The 19,622-nt window shown below is 41.0% G+C and carries 13 protein-coding genes; 12 read left to right on the top strand and 1 reads right to left on the bottom strand.

Going from position 1 to position 19,622, the window contains the following annotated elements:
• A partial coding sequence (locus QZZ55_RS15300) for an NAD(P)/FAD-dependent oxidoreductase (protein ID WP_293268269.1) occupies positions 1-99 on the top strand: 99 nt, incomplete at its 5' end.
• Between the two features lie 553 nt (positions 100-652).
• Positions 653-4,477 carry a hypothetical protein gene (locus tag QZZ55_RS15295; protein ID WP_293268265.1) on the top strand — a complete coding sequence of 1,275 codons (3,825 nt, stop codon included), beginning with the start codon at positions 653-655 and terminating at the stop codon, positions 4,475-4,477.
• 372 nt (positions 4,478-4,849) lie between these two features.
• Here the strand turns inward: QZZ55_RS15295 and QZZ55_RS15290 are convergent, their stop codons facing one another.
• Positions 4,850-6,628, bottom strand: a complete 1,779-nt coding sequence (locus QZZ55_RS15290; RefSeq protein WP_293268264.1) for an SLC13 family permease — start codon at positions 6,626-6,628, stop codon at positions 4,850-4,852.
• A 523-nt stretch (positions 6,629-7,151) separates the two neighbouring features.
• Here QZZ55_RS15290 and QZZ55_RS15285 point away from each other — a divergent pair.
• The 10 genes from QZZ55_RS15285 to QZZ55_RS15240 all read left to right on the top strand — a co-directional run bounded on the left by QZZ55_RS15285 (position 7,152) and on the right by QZZ55_RS15240 (position 19,426).
• The gene (locus tag QZZ55_RS15285; protein ID WP_293268263.1) at positions 7,152-7,661 is read left to right on the top strand and encodes a hypothetical protein; all 510 of its coding nucleotides are present in this window, start codon (positions 7,152-7,154) and stop codon (positions 7,659-7,661) included.
• A 367-nt stretch (positions 7,662-8,028) separates the two neighbouring features.
• On the top strand, positions 8,029-10,767 hold the full coding sequence (locus QZZ55_RS15280) for an EAL domain-containing protein (RefSeq protein WP_293268261.1): 2,739 nt from the start codon (positions 8,029-8,031) through the stop codon (positions 10,765-10,767).
• Between the two features lie 129 nt (positions 10,768-10,896).
• Positions 10,897-11,517 carry a LysE family translocator gene (locus QZZ55_RS15275; RefSeq protein ID WP_293268260.1) on the top strand — a complete coding sequence of 207 codons (621 nt, stop codon included), beginning with the start codon at positions 10,897-10,899 and terminating at the stop codon, positions 11,515-11,517.
• A gap of 83 nt (positions 11,518-11,600) precedes the next feature.
• The gene (locus QZZ55_RS15270; RefSeq protein WP_293268259.1) at positions 11,601-12,230 is read left to right on the top strand and encodes a LysE family translocator; all 630 of its coding nucleotides are present in this window, start codon (positions 11,601-11,603) and stop codon (positions 12,228-12,230) included.
• A gap of 128 nt (positions 12,231-12,358) precedes the next feature.
• Complete coding sequence (locus QZZ55_RS15265; RefSeq protein WP_293268258.1) at positions 12,359-13,564, top strand: diguanylate cyclase; 1,206 nt, start codon at positions 12,359-12,361, stop codon at positions 13,562-13,564.
• A gap of 263 nt (positions 13,565-13,827) precedes the next feature.
• Positions 13,828-15,009 (top strand): RNA ligase RtcB family protein, encoded by a 1,182-nt coding sequence (locus QZZ55_RS15260; RefSeq protein WP_293268256.1) that lies wholly within the window; start codon positions 13,828-13,830, stop codon positions 15,007-15,009.
• Positions 15,006-15,632 (top strand): peptide chain release factor H, encoded by a 627-nt coding sequence (gene prfH / locus QZZ55_RS15255; RefSeq protein ID WP_293268255.1) that lies wholly within the window; start codon positions 15,006-15,008, stop codon positions 15,630-15,632. The genes QZZ55_RS15260 and prfH overlap by 4 nt, the downstream gene beginning before the upstream one ends.
• Positions 15,633-15,765: 133 nt before the next feature.
• A complete protein-coding gene (locus tag QZZ55_RS15250; RefSeq protein WP_293268253.1) occupies positions 15,766-16,470 on the top strand; it encodes a glutathione S-transferase family protein in 705 nt (234 codons plus the stop codon).
• Positions 16,471-16,563: 93 nt separating this feature from the next.
• Positions 16,564-17,106 carry an RNA polymerase sigma factor SigZ gene (sigZ, locus tag QZZ55_RS15245; RefSeq protein ID WP_293268251.1) on the top strand — a complete coding sequence of 181 codons (543 nt, stop codon included), beginning with the start codon at positions 16,564-16,566 and terminating at the stop codon, positions 17,104-17,106.
• A 130-nt stretch (positions 17,107-17,236) separates the two neighbouring features.
• The gene (locus tag QZZ55_RS15240; RefSeq protein WP_293268250.1) at positions 17,237-19,426 is read left to right on the top strand and encodes an OsmC domain/YcaO domain-containing protein; all 2,190 of its coding nucleotides are present in this window, start codon (positions 17,237-17,239) and stop codon (positions 19,424-19,426) included.
• Positions 19,427-19,622 lie beyond the last annotated feature (196 nt).

The following is a 19,622-nucleotide window of genomic DNA, read 5'->3' as shown; positions in this document are numbered from 1 at the left end:
TTTTTTATTGGCGAATGCTTAGATGTAACAGGGCACTTAGGTGGCCACAACTTTCAATGGGCGTGGGCCTGCGGGTTTGCAGCGGGACAGGCTGTTTGATGTTGTGTAGAGACAATAAAGTTTGCCCGTAGACAATAAAGATTGCCCGTTAGCCTTAAAAAAGACAATAGAGTTTGCCCGTAGACAATAAAGATTGCCCGTTAGCCTTAAAAAAGACAATAGAGTTTGCCCGTAGTGAAGGTGTGTTTGGGTTTTTTAGACTTACTTTCATTAAAAGAAAACCTACCCTCAGTAGAAATAACAATAAAATGTGAATACAGACATGATTGAAATTTTTGTTAGAGTTTTGTGGCTGTAACTACATAAAATATCGTCATTTATACTAAGAAGGATGTCACTTAGTAGCAATGTTTATCAAGGTCGTATTTTATTTATGAATCAGACTTTTTATCTAAATCGGACTGTTTATAACAGTGACCAAAAGCATACGGAGACAGAGCTATTAGTTGCTTCTAATTACATTGTTATTTTGGCTGAGCCTGGTGCTGGAAAAACAGAACTCTTAAAGAGTTTGGCTCAGCGACTAAAAACTAGAGAGGTAACAGCAAACGTATTTAGCTACGTTGGTGCTAGTCTGCTTGGCACCCCTCTCGTGATTGATGCTTTTGATGAGCTTGCTAAGGTCGATAAAACTGGCATCCATAAACTACTTGCTAATATCTCAAAGGTAAATCCGAGTCATGTAATCATTTCAAGTAGATCTAGTGAATGGGATAATTCGGCTACAAGTACTTTTGAGCAATTTATCGGTCATATTCCCTTAGTTGTCAGACTTTGCGAATTTGATGACGCTGAGCAGCAATCAATTTTTACTAATTATACGAAGACAGATGATTTTGTAGAGTTTAAGGCTGAAGTTACCAGATTTTCGCTGGAACCTCTTCTTCCAAATCCACAGTTTCTCAAAATGTTCGCAGATGCTTATATCGAGAGTAATGGACACTTTACCGACAAGCGTTCAATCTTCACTCAAGCAGTAACGCACTTGGCAAGGGAGACAAATACTAACGTTAAATCTGATTTGGCGTTGTCTAGTGATAAAAAAATTAACTTGTGCTCGGAAGTTTTTGCAAAGCTTTTGCTATCAGGCGCTGAAGGGGTAGCAATAAGTGAAGCAAATGAAAACAGGAGTTACCCTTTAATTGCGTCACTGTTGAATTCTTGCGATGTGGATGTCAAGAATTTCTTGGCAACACGCCTTTTTAAACCTGGGGATAATACAGACCAGCATCGACCAGTCCACAAAATAGTCTCTGAGTACTGTGCTGCAGACTACCTTATTAATCGCATATCTACCCCATCTGACCCTTTAACTCTTGCTCAATGCTTGCCTATTATCGCGCCTAACGCATCAGTACGGGATGAATTGCGAGGGTTACTTGGTTGGATGGCTACATTGGGTAATAAACCAATAGAAGAAGCTGCAATTGAACTTGATTCATATGCCGTGCTTGCTAACGGCGATCCTTCTCAACTTGATCCATCCTCAAAACGGCTTCTTTTGTCAAAACTGAAAGAAGTTGAGGCTATTGATCCGTACTTTCGGAGAGGCGATTTCTGGCGTAGATTTAGCGTTGCAGGCTTCTTTACGCAAGAGGTGGTGGAAGAGATTAAACCAGTTATCTCTGATGGAACTGATGGGCACTTGCGGGATTTGCTTCTTGAGCTATTAGTAGGTTCTAACGCGACAAAGTGGCTAGTCGCGGAGTTGCGTCAAGTTTTTTTGGCTTCTAGTGGAAGTAAGTCGACTCGGATGTTGGCTATGAAATGCCTTGTTGGAGTGGAGAGTTACGATTCTCGTTTAGATTTGGACGACTTGATAGTTGAGTCTAGTAATACTTCTTTAAATATGGCTGGTGAAGTAATTAAAACGCTTGGTCCAGAGACATTTAAACCGAGTGAACTCGAATTATTCTTTAGGAGCTGCGCTAGCCTATATCACAGTCGTAAAAATCGATTTGAGAGCACAATAGGGGTGCGATATTTTGTTAAGCATTTAATATCTTGTTTGCCCTTAGAAGCTATCGAATATCTTTTAGACTCATTGAGTAAAGATCTAGACTGCACCTGCGGGAAGAAAGCATATGAATGTGATTGTCGTACTGGAAAAAGCAAGATCATTGGTTCTCTCTTAGATCGTTATTTTGAACAGGCTAAACCTCCTTTTGAACCATTACGTGTGTGGCAATGGATCGAGCATTTAAATTTCCCTAATCAAATAAATTCAAAAGTCACTAATTCAGTTAAATCACTGCGTGAAGGTAATGATCTACGCCATGGGATTATTGCTCATGTTTTCAGAGATCTAACTGATCGAGAACAGATTTTTCAAATAAAAATAGACAAGTTCAGTGGCTATTGTTCGCATGCTGGTCTTCGTTTGAGTTTAGATGACTATAAATTCATCGTTGATATAGCATTTGAACGTGATAATACTGAGCTGTGGTCGAGTTTTCTAGCTCGGCACCAGTACCATAGAGCAAAGGAACACTTCGGGCCTGATTATTTGAGACGGCATATGCGTAAGCAAGCGTCTAACAAGCCAGAGTTTATGCGTATATGGGGTTTGCTAAATAGGCAGCAGGCTATTCAGGATAAACAAGATGACCGCAAATGGAATGTTAAGCATCGTCGTTCAATGAAGCGTCAAGACAGAAAAGAGGGTGACATACGCAAAGACAATATTCAATATGTCCAAGATAACCGCAGCCTGGTTGAAGGGGGTAAACATTGGAGTTGTTTGATTCATTTTGCAGAACTAGTGCTAGAAAATCCGGATAAGATAGAGCAGGAGTTTGGTGATGAGAACCTTGTTCGGAATGCTCTGAGAAACTGTCTGGATTTCATTGAGCCAGAAGTTCCTAATTTGCAAAAGCTTGCTGAATTGCAATGTGCTTCTAGGTCCTTACACGTTGAAGTGATCCTTTTTGCGGCTTGTGTCGAGATCATGCGTGAACAAGGAAACTTGGAAGGTATCAAGCCTCCACTGCTCATAGCATTGAGAACAAACTTCAACATGGGATATTCTGCAGTTGATGAAGATGAGCGCAATGCTCTTAAAGCTGAAGTCGATCGTTTGATATTTCCGGATATAGAGGCTGCTGAGCAATTTCTCCGCCGGTACATTGAGCCTCAGTTAGCTGATCCTGAATGTTCTCATCCGGAAGTGGATTTATTGAAATACGATGAACTCTTCAGTCCTTTGCGAGCGAAATTGTCAATTGAATGGCTTGAACGTTTCGATAAAATTACACCTTATGCTCAGAATTTACTTTTTAAAATTGCTGCACAAAGTGAAGAGGAGGAAGAACTAAATAAGATCATTCTTGTACGATGCACTGAACTTTTGTCGGAGCAGTTGGTAAAAACGGATGATATATTCAAACAAAGATGTGAATTTTGGTTCAGTCGAGCGTTTTGCTTTTTAAGCCTAGAAAGTGCAGAACCATACTGGAATTGGCTTAAGCGTGATAGGAATTCAGTTTTTTTATTTACTGAGCGTTTTAGCCGAATGAATCGAAGCGGTTATCTATATTGGCCAGAGCTAACATCCCTTAAAGTTGAAGCTATCCTTACAGCTTTTTTTAATGAATGGCCCAAACTTTATTTGCCAACTAGTCATGGGACAGGCAGTCCTAGTGGAGAGACTGCATACAGGTTCCTAACAGAGATTATTTGGAGCATCGGGAAAGATAGCTCTGATAAAGCTATTCCTGTTCTTCGTCGACTTCTAGCAGACCCACGTTTTGTTGATATTCATAGAGAGTTGAAGAGCATACAAGCAGAGCAATTGAGGAAAAATGCTCTGAGAGATTTTGAGCCTCCTACTCCACAGAAAATTGTAGATTTGTTGGATAATAATGCCGTGGTTACGGTTGAGGGCTTGCGCCAATTAATTCTTCAAGAATTAGCAAGTTATCAAAAAGATATCGACGGTGGTGAGTTCAATGCAGTAAATCGTTTTTATACAAAAGTTAAAGAAGGAAATGATATACATTTGAATGAAGTAGGCTCTGTCGAAATTATTGCTGAACGTCTTGATTTAGTGCTTAAGTCTCAAAGCATTGTCGTTACATCTGAGCACCAGACTAAAAATCAAAATAGAATTGATATTACCGCAGCTAAGATAATTGATGGAAAAAGGCGACTACTTGTTATAGAAGCTAAAGGGCAATGGCATAGCGAGCTTTACTCGGCAGCTTCTACACAACTTTATGAGCGCTATTCAATTCACCCTGATGCTGCACAACAAGGTATTTATCTTGTCATCTGGTTTGGTGCTACTGAAAAGGTTGCCGGTAAAAAGAGACATGAAATAACAAGTGCAATGGAGCTAAGAAAAGCTATCGAAGAAACATTATCGCCCGAATTAAAAGGGTCGATTGATGTTTTCGTTTTGGATGTGTCACGAATCTGAGTAGTTGCTAGGAAGCAATAGAATTTACCTTTTATTTAATGTTTTTTTGAGTTAAACCATATTACTAAGATATTGCAACGACGAACGGAGAAAGGATGATAAGTCGTGGTTCACTATGGAGTCGCTGGGAGCCTCATATTCATGTTGTTAAAAAACAATAAAGATTGTCCGTAGTGAAGGTGTATTTGGGTTTTAGGCTACATTTTCAAATATAATGAAAAATGGTATTTTTCTCATTTAGAATGAAATAGGAAGCAGTCGAAAGGCTGCTTTTTGCTATGGGTATTGTCAGGCAGAAGATATCTTTTTCATTGTTACTCTGGTTGTTTTAATAAACGTGATTCAGACTAAAAAATATATTCTGTGTATCATTTAGAGCGGCCAGACCAGCAGAATAAGCGGTACTGCTAACAACACAATCATGATTTCAAGCGGCAATCCCATTCGCCAGTAATCCCCGAAAGCGTAGCCGCCCGGCCCCAAGACAAGGGTGTTGGATTGGTGTCCGATAGGGGTGAGAAAGGCACAAGATGCCCCTACAGCCACCGCCATGAAAAAAGGATCCGGATTCACGCCCAGCCCCATAGCGATACCGTAGGCTAGTGGCGCCATGATGACAGCCGTGGCCGCATTATTGATGATGTCTGATAGGAACATTGTGACAACCAGGACTAGGCCGATAACCAGATACACCGGAATACCCTCTGTAAGCGCCAATACTTGGGTGGCAAGCATCTGCGTAAGCCCTGTGCTTTGCAGTGCAGAACCCACCGGTATCATGGCTGATAGAAGGATTATTACTGGCCAATCGATGGCATCGTAAAGATTACGAACCGGTAGAATATCCAGTAATAAATAGACCACAACGGCAAGACAAAATACGATCGCCAGCGGAAGCACCTTGGCAACACCTAGCCCAATGGCGATAGCAAAAATGGCCAGCGCGATGGCAATCTTTTTTGGTTGTCCTAGGCTGAGGTTTCGTTCTGCAAGTGGAATCATGCCCAGCTCGCTGAGCTGCTCACCAACATCATCCACCGCACCCTGCAATAGCAGAATATCACCCGCCTTAAACTGCTTTCGTCTAAGCCGCCTGCGAATCTGATGTCCTTCCCGGGCGAGGCCAACTAGCGCAAGAGAGCTACCACTACGCCTGCGTAAGAAAGACACATCGCGCCCCTCAAGTTCTGAACCTCTCTTTATAACGCCCTCTACCAAAGTAAGATCGCCCTGTGTCAACTCGGAAAACTTTTTGTCGGCACTAGTTATTAACTCGAGATCGTTCTTGTCTAGCAGTGGCTGAATTTCTGATGGGTCTGCTTGTAGAATCAAAATATCGCCGGCATTAAGCAACTGGCCGGGTCGGACCGACAACGTCTTGCCATGGCGGTGGGCCACACCCACGACTTCGATGCTGCTATCATCTAGTCCATCGATATCCTCTACCGCCCGACCTACAAGGCCGGAACCTGTGGTTACTATTACTTCTGTCAGGTATTCGTCGATAGCGAATAGTTGTTCAGGCGAGCTGCTCTTGAGGCGTGCGGCTGGTATCAGGCGCCAGCCCACCAGTGTGATAAAAAGGACTCCCATAATAGCGATGGCCACACCCACCGGTGAAAAATCAAACATGTTGAATGACTCTCCACTTACCTCGGCTCGCATCATGGCTATGATGATATTGGGTGGCGTACCTATAGCGGTTGTCATGCCTCCCAAAATACTTCCAAAAGCCAGAGGCATCAGAATAAGTGCCGGCGAGCGCTGATGTTTACTGCAAGTTGATAGTGCAACCGGTAGCATTAGCGCAAGTGCCCCCACGTTATTCATAAAGGCGGATGCGACCGTTACTACTGTTGTCATGATGAGAATATGACTGAGCGGGTTTTCAGTGTAGGGCAGTATTTTCTGTACAATCATGTCGACGACGCCGGAGCGGCGCAGCGCATCGGAGATCACTAACACCGCCGCCACTGTTACAACAGCCGGATGGCTAAAGCCTGTAAAGGCATCTTCAGCCGCCACGAGACCTGCAAGCACGCATAGCCCTAACGCAATAGCGGCCACAACGTCATGGCGATATTTCCCCCAAACAAAGAGTACCAGTGTTAGTACCAGAACAGCGGTAATCAGCCATTGATCAGTATTCAAATACAAACTCCCTATAACCAGCTTTAAGTCGTGACGCCCACGCTGGGCAAATACTCACAATACGGATAAATCCATGAAAAAACCATAGTCTGGTCAGTATCTTAGGTCACTCAGCTTAGTGATGGCGATGGTTCAGACAGCAGACTCGCAGCAATATCCCTCAGTACTCCTCACAATGATAATTCATGTCCTTCTGAACAAGTCATTATGCTTACACACCACTGTAAAGCGTGAATTGCTGATATATGCGTAAAAAGGGCTGCCCTGTGCATTACAGACTCGCGCTTTATTTAAGGAGATTTCAATCTACATTATTAAATTAAGTTACTGCTTGCGCTGCTAAAGAAGGTGATCACTCGATAGAAATAGTGAAGTGGAGTATCTTGTAATGTAAATCGAGTGAGGAGGGAAGCTCAGTATAAGATTGTTATCTTCCAGCTGAGCCTAACAAATACATAATGTAATCTTGACCCGTGTGGATATGCAGCTAACAACTGCGTGCACGTTTTATAGGAGTCTACTTATGGATACCTTGTTTTCAATTGCCAATCTGATTGCTGTGTTTTCTGCCATTGGGGCTGCACTATTAGGATTAACAACTTATCGTCGACAAAAAGAAATTGATATTGAGCTTAAAAAAGGAGAGCTAAAACGTACGGCTGTAACCGACTATTTGAGTTCAATTGAGTCTCTCATAAATCATGCCGTATATAGCAATGATCAGAGTAGTTCTAATGAAGCAGCTGAAATTTTAAAATGTAAAAAAGACCTGAATAAAATTTACATTTATGCGCCAACAAGAGTAGTCGCTGCGATGGATAAACTACTATCCGAAGCAATAGTGCTTGCCACCATTATCTCAAAAATTCCTAACGCTGAGATCTTTGAAGAAGATCAGGTACTTCGGTATTCTGAAAAGTCTAATCAAGTAAATGAAGCATATACCAATGCAGTTAATATTGCTCGCAAAGAGATTGGTTTGCACACAGAAAAAGTAGGTGAAGTACAGCTACTTTTATTGGGTAAATTTTAGTTAATACATCATGAAAAGCTAGACACGCCTATACCTCTTGAACTTCTTTACTTTGTTTCAATGTGCGTTTTAACCGAGCAACATAAGACAATGTAATGTTAGAGCCACTACATCACTCGTCTGTTTAGCAGCCGTCTATATTTTGACCTTTCGTTAAATCATGACAACAGCACATTCAAAAGAACAATGCTCGGTTCATCTTCTGTTAATGTTCTTGTATAAACTGTGAGTTTGATAAATAATTGCCAAATTACCATTTGGATTCTCAACAGCGAGGGTTTAAGTAACGGTTTAGTTTCACTCTGCAGCTCACAAAGTAGAAAAGTTAACGTATGTTATCGTACGAGAAGTTAAGGATAACTCTTATATGACCAATTCAGTTTTTTTGGTTTTATCTCAAAATGTCGCATTGTTAATAGCAATGTTATTCATTTATGACTTCATATCGCGTCAATGGGATACAGAGAATCAGCGCCTTAAGGATGTGGTAACCGGTGTTATCGTTGGCTTGATTATCACTGTTATTATGTTGACTTCATGGCAGTATGAACAAGGCATCATCTTCGATGCGCGCTCTGTTCTATTAGGCATATCAGGGCTTTGCCTTGGTGTAATACCGACTTCGATTGCAATTTTCACGGCTGCTATTGTACGAATTTCTCTCGAAGGAGATGGGGTTATCCCGGGTGTTGCCAGTATTATTTCGTCTGGCGTTATTGGCTTACTATGGCGCAAATATCGTATCCAAAAAAGTTTGACCGAACTTTCGTTAAAAGAATTATGGTGTTTTGGGCTTATTCTTCACTTAGTATACTTAGCTACATTATTTTTATTCCCCATCGATAAAGCGCTCCAAATACTAGGGATTATTTTCGTTCCTGTGATTGTCGTGTACCCCCTAGCCATAGTTGTATTGAGTTTTTTGTTTATTAATCGTTTAAAACAAGCGTGCTTATCTAAAGACTTAGTGCTCAGCGAAGAGCGTATGAAAGGTCTTTATTACCATGCTCCTGCGGCAATCTGGGAAGAAGATTGGTCTGCAGTGAGCTCAGCGATCCAAACGATACAACGTGACCACCCTGGAACTTCTATATCCGAGTACTTCCTCAAGAACCGAGTACAGGCTTGGGAGCTTGTTAACTTGATAAGAATTGTTGATGTAAATGATGCCGCATTGAAGGTATCGGGTGCGGTGTCAAAAGATCAATTAACAGAAGGCATCACTCAATTTTTTGATCAATCCAGTATTGGGCAATTTATTGAAGTTATTGATGCGTTTGCACAAGGCAAACAAGTCTATGAATGCGAATCTATTTTTATAGACTTAAACAGTGAACACCGATGGATTGAAGTCCGTCATGCCATTATGCCTGGCTATGAAAATTCGATGGATATTGTGTTGATTACAACGCTGGATGTTACTGCTCGCAAGCAAAAAGAAGACGCATTGAAGTTGTCATCTTCTATTTATGAAAATAGCCAAGAAGCCATGAGTGTCACAGATGAAACAGGCGTTATATTGAGTATCAACGCTGCTTTTTCAAAAATCACGGGGTTTTCTCAATGTGAGGTCGTTGGCAATACTCATAGTATTTTGGATTCAGGCAGGCAAGATCATACCTTCTATCAAAAAATGTGGCGAGACATTAATGCAACAGGGAGATGGGAAGGAGAGATGTGGAACCGGCGCAAAAACGGTGAGATCTATGCCGAGTGGCTTTCAATAAATACAATTTACGATGAAAACAATCAACCTTACCGACGTATCGGTCTCTCAAGTGATATCTCTCAACGAAAAGCGTCTGAGGACTTAATTAAGCGACAAGCAAATTTTGACAACCTAACAGGCTTGTCTAATCGCCGTATGTTTATTGATCATTTGAATAATGAAATAGGCCTTGCTTATGTGCAAGTTTATCCAATTTCTTTATTACTGGTTGATTTAGATCGTTTGACTGAAATTAACGATAGCCTCGGTTATTTGATCGGTGATGAGCTTATAAAACAATCAGCAGACAGAATACAAAATTGCCTAAATGCATCTCATTTGGTGGCTCGAATTTCGGGAGATGTCTTTGCTGTGATATTACCTGACGAAGGCTGTGAGGAGGATGTAGAGAGCATTGTGAAACGTATTCAGACAGTACTGATGACCTCATACGAGGTTGAAGGTCATAATATATATCTTACCAGTAGTATCGGTATAGCCTCTTTCCCAACGAACGCAACAACTTATGAATTACTAATTCAATGCTCTAATTTGGCGCTAGAGAACGCAAAACAACAAGGCCGTAATCAACGTAGTTATTATGTTCCATTGATGAAACAATCAACAGAATACAAGTATGCAGTCGGTACAGACTTAAGAAAGGCATTGGCCAACAAAGAGTTTAGTTTGTTCTATCAGCCTATTATTGATTTGAAAACACATGAGGTATACAAGGCAGAAGCTTTAATTCGCTGGCATCACCCTGAGCAAGGTATTATTAGTCCTGCTGACTTCATTCCTGTAGCTGAAGCAACAGGGGCAATTGTTGATATAGGTAACTGGGTTTTTAAGGAGGCTGTAAAGCAAGTTGTTACATGGCGCCAGACGATAAACCCTGATTTTAAAATCAGTATTAACAAATCACCGGTCCAGTTTAAAAGTGAAGATACCCATCTCAATGATTGGTGTGATTATTTAGCCCAACACGGCCTCTCAGGAGAAGCCATCGTAGTAGAAATAACGGAAGGGCTATTGATGGATTCAGGCGCTATAGTGGCCAATAAGTTATTTGCGATGAGTGATGCGGGGATAGAAATAGCCTTGGATGACTTTGGTACAGGTTATTCCTCACTTTCTTATATCAAGAAATACGATGTGGACTATCTAAAGATTGACCAAGCCTTTGTGAGTAACTTAACGGCGGGAAATGATGATTCAGCTATTTGCGAATCCGTTATTGCCATGGCCCACAAGTTAGATATCCAAGTCATCGCAGAAGGAATTGAAACAAAAGAGCAGCTTGAGTTATTAGCTGGATGGGGTTGTGACTATGGACAGGGATACTATTTCTGTAAGCCTATTTCCGCGGAGCAATTCGAGAATAAGTACGTAATCTAGATTAAGGTGTCGAGCATTCGGTACATAGCAGGCCACAAGTGCATTAAGATGATATGCGCAGATAATAAATAGTTGTATGTAGCTTTAATGGTACACCTTAATAGGTGATAACTTCTTGAGGATATAAATTTGGAACTCCTAACACTTATTCTTTTTGTTCCAACGTGTTTTGCTTTGAATCTTACACCAGGGCCAAACAACTTGCTTGCAATGAGCAATGCAAAGAAATATGGATTCCAGGTAGCATGCATTGCGGGCATCGGTAGATTAGTAGCGTTTACAGTAATGATCGCGTTGGCTGCTTCAGGTCTTGCCAGCATTTTGTATGCTTCTGAACAGCTATTCTCTATTGTTAAAGTATTTGGGGCAGGCTATCTCTTTTGGCTGGCTTATCAACTTTGGATCGCAACCCCGTGTGATGATATCGGCAATTGTGAGTCGGGGATGTCTGTCATAGGGTTGGCAAAACAAGAGTTTCTTTTAGCGGCAGGTAACCCAAAAGCTATCCTTATTTTTACTGCTTTTTTACCTCAGTTCGTTAATCCATCAGAACCAGTTGGTTTTCAATTTTTTGTTTTAGGGTCAATCTTCCTGTTTCTTGAGTGGGCAGCAATTGCTGGGTATGCTTGTTTTGGTGTTTACTTGCGAAACTGGTTTTCAAACCCACGTATGAGAAGATTATTCAATAGAAGCTGCTCTAGCTTATTAGCCAGTGCCGGAGTTGGTTTGCTTATAGTCCGTCGAGAATGAATACCAACTAATCATTTATCTTTAACGCGTTGGCTGCCCGTTAATAGGATATTAGCTACTATTATCTAGTTTGGAGCTTATATATGGAATTTACTCAATTAATCAGTTTTATTGTGGTTGCGTCCTTACTCGTTATATCACCCGGACCAAACGGAGTACTGATAGCTAAAACTGTTCCTATTTCCGGTAAGCCAGCGGGGTTTGCAAATATTGCAGGATTTGTGGCTGCATTCTATTTACATGGTAGTTTATCTGTATTGGGGATATCGCTGCTTCTAGCGCAGTCTGCCCAAGCATTTTTCATAGTGAAAATGCTAGGTGCTGCATACTTATGTTGGATAGGTGCGAAGGCATTATGGTCTGCCTGGTATAGCCATGAACGTACCGCAGCTATTGAGCCCGCAAAATCAAAACACTCATTGGGCAAAGCTTTCTTTGAGGGGTTCTTAACGAATGCGCTTAATCCCAAAGTTTCAATGTTTTACCTTGCGGCGTTTCCTCAGTTCATTCCACAAGCAGGCGCTGCAGATTCAGCATTCTTATTAGTGTTTATACATTCTGTTATCAATTTGGCTTGGTTTTCTGCGATGGTTTTGTTATTGGCAAAACTGAAAGGAGCGGCAAACAATGTGGCCTTTCAGAAGTTACTTAAAACAACGACAGGGCTTATATTTCTTGGGTTTGGAGTAAAACTTGCTTCTTTAAAGCCATAAACTAGCAGTCTGATTAGAGGCAACTTTAACGCGGGGTTTCTGCAAAAAAATCTAGCCGTATCCAAGAGAGTTTTTGATTTTGGCGTTGTGCACTATACTAAGGTTTTATAGGTTGCCGGTATTTGCACATGAAAAAACGGAACCGACGGATATATTTTGTTTATTTGCTCGTTTGTATAGCCATGCTTACCAGTGTAGCAGGTGTCGTTCTTATAGACAGACACTATCAGCAACTGGCAATTGATCAGGCCAGAATGAACGCTGAAACTGTCACCAGTCTGGTTGACAACGCTCGGCGTGCGTACAGTAAAGTGCTCAACAAATTAAAAGCACAAACGAACTTGATAACGGGACATGATCACGCGATAAAAGGAAGGATTGTACCTAATCCTGCGACCTTTAGTATTGAACTGGCTAAAAGCGTTAGTAGTCCCAAGCAACGAGTGTGGATGTATAGTTATCATCCTTTTCCTTGGCGTAAAGATACTGCAGTGCCCAAAAATGACCATGAAACTAAAGCGCTAGCCCAATTAACCGCAGATTCAAAAGACCCGTATATTCAGATTATCAATTCAGGTTCTGAAAAAAAGTTTTTTTACGCCCAAGCTATTGTCATGAACGATGTCAGTTGCGTTGAGTGTCATAATAACCATCCTGCAAGCATGAAAGCTTCTTGGAGAATCGGTGACACAAGAGCCGTGTTGGCTACCGAATCTAGCCTTGATTATGAGCAAAAATTTTCTTTGTGGTTTATATTTGGTTTTATCAGCTTACTTTCATTATTTTGTGTAGCCCTTTATTTAAAGAAAAATCAGGAATGGCTGTTGAGTGAAAAAGCCGGACGCACTGATCCTTTAACAAAAATACCCAATAGAATTTCTCTAAGCGAACAAATGAATCAACAATTCGATCATCATAAAGCGGCTCAAAAAGTGCTGGGGGTAATGATGATTGATATAGATAATTTCAAAGCCATTAATGATGGTTACGGTCATGATATTGGTGATAAATGTATCATTGCTGTTGCTGATGTTTTGACAACTGAATTAAGAGCTAACGATGATTATGTTGCGCGCTGGGGAGGAGAGGAATTTCTCGTTTTATTGCACGAAACCACGGTAGAAACGGCCAAATCTGTGGCGGCACGCATGTTGGTGGCCATTCATAACAAAAAAATTTCCAATCATAATTTATCGGTAACTTTCAGTATTGGTATTGCCGTGGCTGACCCAAGCAATGTTAAGTCTTGCGAGGAATTAATTCAGCAAGCTGACCAAGCTTTGTTAAAAGCAAAATCAGAAGGTAAAGACCGTTACATAATGAATGAAGATTAATATTAGTGTAAATGTGAACTACAAAAAAACATGCATAGAAGACTTATTGTACTTGATTTGATGTTATTCATTGTTTAGTATGCCGCCGTATATTTATTAACCATCTAACTGCAAAGGAGAAAAATCATGACATTGTATTCGCTATCTTTTGCAGGTCTTGTCCGCTAAGTAACTGGAAACTCTTTCCTACCTATCTTTTCGCTCAGTCAATCGGCCTGCCAATACGTTTTTCGTTATAAATCCTACATATAGGTATTGGTATTATGGGCAAATCCGTCCAAAAAATTACTGACAAAGTCAGCCTAATTGCATCTGATAAAACATGGATAGAAGGGCTAGCAGTAGAACAACTAATTAAAACATCCGAACTTGATGGGATGTCTCTTGTTGCAGGAATGCCTGATTTGCATCCTGGCCGTGGCTATCCTATTGGTGCTGCATTCTTTACTACAGACAGAATCTACCCTGCACTCGTAGGTAACGATATCGGTTGTGGCATGTCTCTTTGGCAAACTTCTTCAAAAGTAGCCAAAGTTAATACAGAGAAGCTAGCCAAAAAACTTGCTAATGTAGAGCTGCCTCTGGATGAAAGCTGGTTTGACGAGATAAAGAACCGACAGCAAGAGGTAGGAATATGCTCATCTGAATATGATTATTCTTTAGGTACGATAGGTGCTGGGAATCATTTTTCTGAGTTTCAAGCTATTGATGAAGTATATGACGCCAATGCCGTTAAGTGCTTAGGGATCGATACAAAACGGCTATTACTATTGGTTCATTCGGGCTCTCGAGGTTTAGGGCAATCTATTCTTGTAGATCACGTTTCACGGTTTAACCATCAAGGCTTGCCGGTCGACTCTCCTGATTTTAGCGACTACATAGCAAAGCATGAAAGTGCAGTAAAGTGGGCCGAACTCAACAGGGAGTTCATTGCAAAGCGCTTTCTGTCCTCGATTGGAGAAACGGGGGATTGTATCTTGGATGTAAATCACAATGTGGTCGCCGAGAAAACAATTGGTAACCACAAAGGGTGGTTACATAGAAAAGGTGCGACGCCTGCAGATCACGGTTGTGTCGTTATTCCTGGCTCAAGAGGGGATTACAGCTACTTAGTTGCTCCTATTGAAGAGGATGATCCAAGTTTCAATGCATGTGGTTTGGTAAGCAGTTTGTATTCTCTTGCACATGGCGCGGGAAGAAAATGGAAACGTGGGGACTGCCAAGCAAGGCTAAGCCACAAATACAGAAAAGAAGACTTATTACACACTGCATTAGGCAGCCGTGTAGTTTGCACAAACAAAGAACTGTTATATGACGAAGCTCCTCAAGCTTATAAGAAGTGTGAGTCTATTATCGAAGATTTGGTGAGTGCAGGGTTAATTAAAGTAATTGCTCGACTCCGGCCAGTTTTAACCTTCAAGACTAATGGAGGTTGTTCCTCATGATATTACTGCAACTAACTTCAGGCCAAGGGCCTGCTGAATGTGGTGCAGCTGTTCATCTTGCATTTCAAGAAATTGAAAAGGAGGCGAATGAACAAGCTCTTAAACTTAATGTTATTGAAGTTGTTCCAAGTAAAGACAAGAACTGTCCTAAGTCTATTCTTATCGAAATAGTCTCAGGTAGTCAGGGAGCAAAGGAATTTGCTCAACAATGGCAAGGGGGCATGCAGTGGTGTTGCATAAGCCCTTTCAGACCTAAGCATAAACGCAAAAACTGGTTTTTTAGTGGTCAAGTATATGAATTCAATGAGGCCTCCTTAGAGGGTGAAATTGAATATCAGGCATGTAGAGCGTCTGGTGCGGGTGGGCAGCATGTGAATACTACTGATTCGGCGATACGTGCTACGCATATTGTTTCTGGGATTTCTGTCAGGGTTGAGAGTGAGCGAAGTCAACATGCTAATAAACGGCTTGCCAAAGCACTTATTTTTCAAAAACTTGAAGACGATAAACGAGTGAAAATGTCCGAACAAGACAAGGCTCGTTGGCTACACCACCAGCAGCTTGAGCGCGGCAATCCAGTAAGAATATTTAGAGGGGAAAACTTCATTCCTGAATCAAAATGACTTGTGAGTGGTAGTACACAAGTAAACATATATCGGTTTAGGCAGTAACGCCTAAATCGATATAAAAAAAATGCGTCTTTTTTCATTCAGTAACGTCTTGTTTGTTACAAGCTAAATGAAATGAGGGGAACGTATGTTAAAAGTTATTAGTTTCAATATTTGTCCGTTTGTACAGCGAGTCACTGCACTTCTTGAAGCTAAGAGAATTGCTTACGAAATCGAGTACATCAGTCTAAAAGATAAACCTCAGTGGTTTTTAAATATTTCGCCCCACGGGCAAGTGCCGGTACTTGTTACTGAGTCAGGCGAAGCGCTGTTTGAATCTGATGCAATAGTGGAATATTTAGAAGAGGCTTACCCCGCACTAGATTCCACCATGACTAATGAGCGACGCGCCATTAACAGAGCGTGGAGTTACTTAGCGAGTAAAAACTATCTAGTGCAATGTAGTGCACAACGTAGCCCCAATGAGAAAAGCTTTGAAGAACGTAGCGTAAAGTTGAACCGTGCTTTTGCGGCTATCGAAAATGTTTTAGGAAAGACTCTATTTTTTAATACAAACACGTTGAGTATGGTTGATATCGCTTGGCTACCTCTACTTCATCGCGCATCTATCGTCGAGCAGTGCGCAGGTTATGATTTTTTATTGGGTTACCCAAAGATTAAAAGATGGCAGGAGCAACTGCTTGCATCTGGACTGGCTACAAAAGCAGTGCCTGATAATTTTGCACAAGCATTTGTCGCTTTTTATCTATCTGATGAGACCTTTTTGGGAAAAAAGTATGATATTTGTACGGGCATGGCATTAGATACCTGTAAAGCGAGTGGATGTTGTTAGGCTCAGATATTTTTAAATGTGTATAGCGCCGTGTTGCTCCTTCTTTTAAAAAGCAGGAGCGTTTTTAACGTAATATTCAACTGGGGTAATCAATTGGATATTGAGAGTATTTGGCAGGCGTACATAGCTAAGCTGAAAGGTTTTTTACATTCAAAGGTTTCAAACCCAGATGATGTTGATGATTTGTTACAAGAAATACTCATTAAAATACATCAGCATGTTGGTACTCTTAATACTGAAGAGAAGTTAAAGCCTTGGCTCTTTACAATAGCCCGTAATGTCATTATTGACTTCTATCGCCAGCAGGGCAGGCGTAGAGATTTAACTGAAGATGATCTTTGGTATGAAAGTGGTTCGATTTTGGATCAGCACCCATTGAGTGATTGTATAGAGCCTATTATCAAGGGCCTACCTTCTGATGTAGCCATGCTGCTTATTGCCGTTGATCTTGAGGGGAAGTCGCAAAAGAAATGTGCTCAGGAACTTGGCATTAGTTACTCAGCGCTAAAATCTAGGGTGCAGCGAGGTAGAGTCCAGTTACGCTCGTTATTTGAATCATGCTGTCATTTAGAACTAGACCGGCATGGGAATGTTATTGAATACCAGACAAAGTCTACTTTTTGCCAGCGTTGCTAACTATTTCGTAAATACGTGGTGGCTTTGTAATACACCTCTTTTAGAATGTCTTCGTTTTACTCCCATCGTTAGTGTTAAAATGTTTTCCTTCACTATTCATGCGTCACACGATCCCGGAAAGAATACTTAAATGGAAATCAAAGTAAATTTTTTAGACAATCTCAGACTCGAAGCAAAGTTTGATGATTTCACCGTCACAGCAGACCAGCCTATTCGTTATAAAGGTGATGGGTCTGCACCAAGTCCTTTTGATTATTTTTTAGCATCATCAGCACTTTGTGCTGCTTATTTTGTACGGGTTTATTGTTTGGCGCGAGATATCCCGACCGATGATATTAAAATATCACAGAACAATATTGTGGATCCTGAAAATAGATACAATCAGGTTTTTCAAATACAGGTCGAACTACCGGAAAGTATTTCTGATCGTGACCGCCAAGGGATATTGCGATCTATTGACCGTTGTACAGTCAAAAAAGTAGTGCAAGAAAGCCCTGAATTCAAAATTGACGCTGTAGATAGTTTGGATGAAGATGCTACATTGATGAGCATTGGACGGCCTGACAACGATACTAATACAACCATTATTGGTAAAGACCTCCCGCTTGAGAAAACCATTGCTAATATGACCGCTATTCTCGCGGATCTCGGTATTAAGATTGAAATAGCTTCGTGGAGGAATATAGTCCCGAATGTTTGGTCGCTGCATATTCGTGATGCTGCTTCACCGATGTGTTTTACCAACGGTAAAGGCGCAAGTAAAGACAGTGCATTATGCTCAGCGCTGGGCGAGTATATTGAGCGTGCTAGTTTTAACTTTTTCTATAACGACCAGTTCTTTGGCGAAGATATTTGTAACAGCCAGTTCGTTCACTATCCTGATGAAAAATGGTTTAAAGCAGGCTCTGATGATGCATTGCCAGAGGGGCTCATGGATGAAGCATGCCTTGAAATTTATAATCCAGATGATGAGCTTAAAGCCTCTAATTTAATTGATACTAATTCTGGTCTTATTGAACGCGGCATTTGTACTTTACCTTATATACGTCAGTCGGATAAGCAAACGGTATACTTCCCTTCTAACCTTATAGAGAATTTATTTCTTAGTAACGGTATGAGTGCAGGGAATAATATCTACGAAGCGCAAGTACAATGCCTGTCTGAAATATTTGAGCGTGCGGTAAAAAGACAAATTATCGAAGAGGAAATCGTTTTACCTGATGTTCCTCAACACATCTTAGAACAGTATCCGCATATTCTTGAAGGCATAAGGGGGTTAGAAGAAAATGGCTTCCCTGTTGTCGTTAAAGATGCTTCTTTAGGCGGTGTATTTCCAGTCATGTGTGTCACTCTCATGAACCCAAAAACGGGGGGAGTTTTTGCCTCTTTTGGTGCACATCCAAGTTTTGAAGTGGCGTTAGAACGTAGTCTGACTGAGTTACTGCAAGGTCGAAGCTTTGAAGGCCTAAATGATGTGCCTCCACCTACATTTAATAGCATGGCGGTTACTGAGCCGAATAACTTCGTTGAGCACTTTATTGACTCAACAGGGATTATCTCTTGGAAATTTTTTAGTGCTAAGCATGATTATGAATTTTGCCAATGGGATTTCTCAGGTACGACAGAGCAAGAAACCAGCAACTTGATGACTATTCTAGCGGACCTTGGAAAAGAGGTTTATATAGCGGTTCATGACGATTTAGGTGCCGCAGCATGCAGGATTTTAGTGCCGGGGTATTCGGAGATTTATCCTGTTGAAGATCTTATTTGGGATAACACGAACAAGGCGCTTTATTTCAGAGAAGATATCTTAAATATCCATTCGCTAGATGATGACGAATTAGCACATTTAGTCGAGCGCTTAGAAGAAAGCGAGTTAGATAACTACACCGACATTAAAACACTCATCGGCATTGAGTTTGATGAAAACACCGTATGGGGGCAGCTCGATATCGGTGAGTTAAAAATTCTGATTTATTTGGCACTTGAGCAATATGAAGAGGCCAGTGAGTTAGTTCAAGATTACATTAACTTCAATAATAATACGGTGGCTCGTGGCTTGTTCTATCAAGCTATTAACGTCGTACTGGATATTGTTTTAGATGAAGAGCTTGAGCTGGAAGACTATTTGCCAAATTTGGTCAGAATGTATGGCGCTGATGCGATGGATAGTGTTGTAGGTTCTGTTTCCGGTGACGTTAAATTCTATGGCTTAACTAAGACAAGCATGAAACTTGAAGGGTTGGATAAACACCTTCGATTGATTGAAAGCTATAAAAAACTACATAAAGCACGAGAGGTATCAGTAACGCCTCTTTAGAGATTCTCATAAAAAGCCCCCATGTGGATTACCTTACTTCAGTAAGCAGTAATCCGCTCTTGGGAGCCTTTTATTGAAAACTTAACCACACTAAAAACGTGACATTTCGTATAAATGGGTTATCAATAGCATTACTCTTTCGTTCCCGTTAAAATTCCGCGCTAAACCTGCCGTAAGCAAGTATCCAGAATAAAGT

The sequence above is a fragment of the Neptunomonas sp. genome (assembly GCF_016744175.1).
Taxonomy (GTDB): domain Bacteria; phylum Pseudomonadota; class Gammaproteobacteria; order Pseudomonadales; family Balneatricaceae; genus Neptunomonas.
The sequence above is the reverse complement of the archived record's forward strand: the minus strand, read 5'-3'. Positions and strand labels throughout refer to the sequence as shown.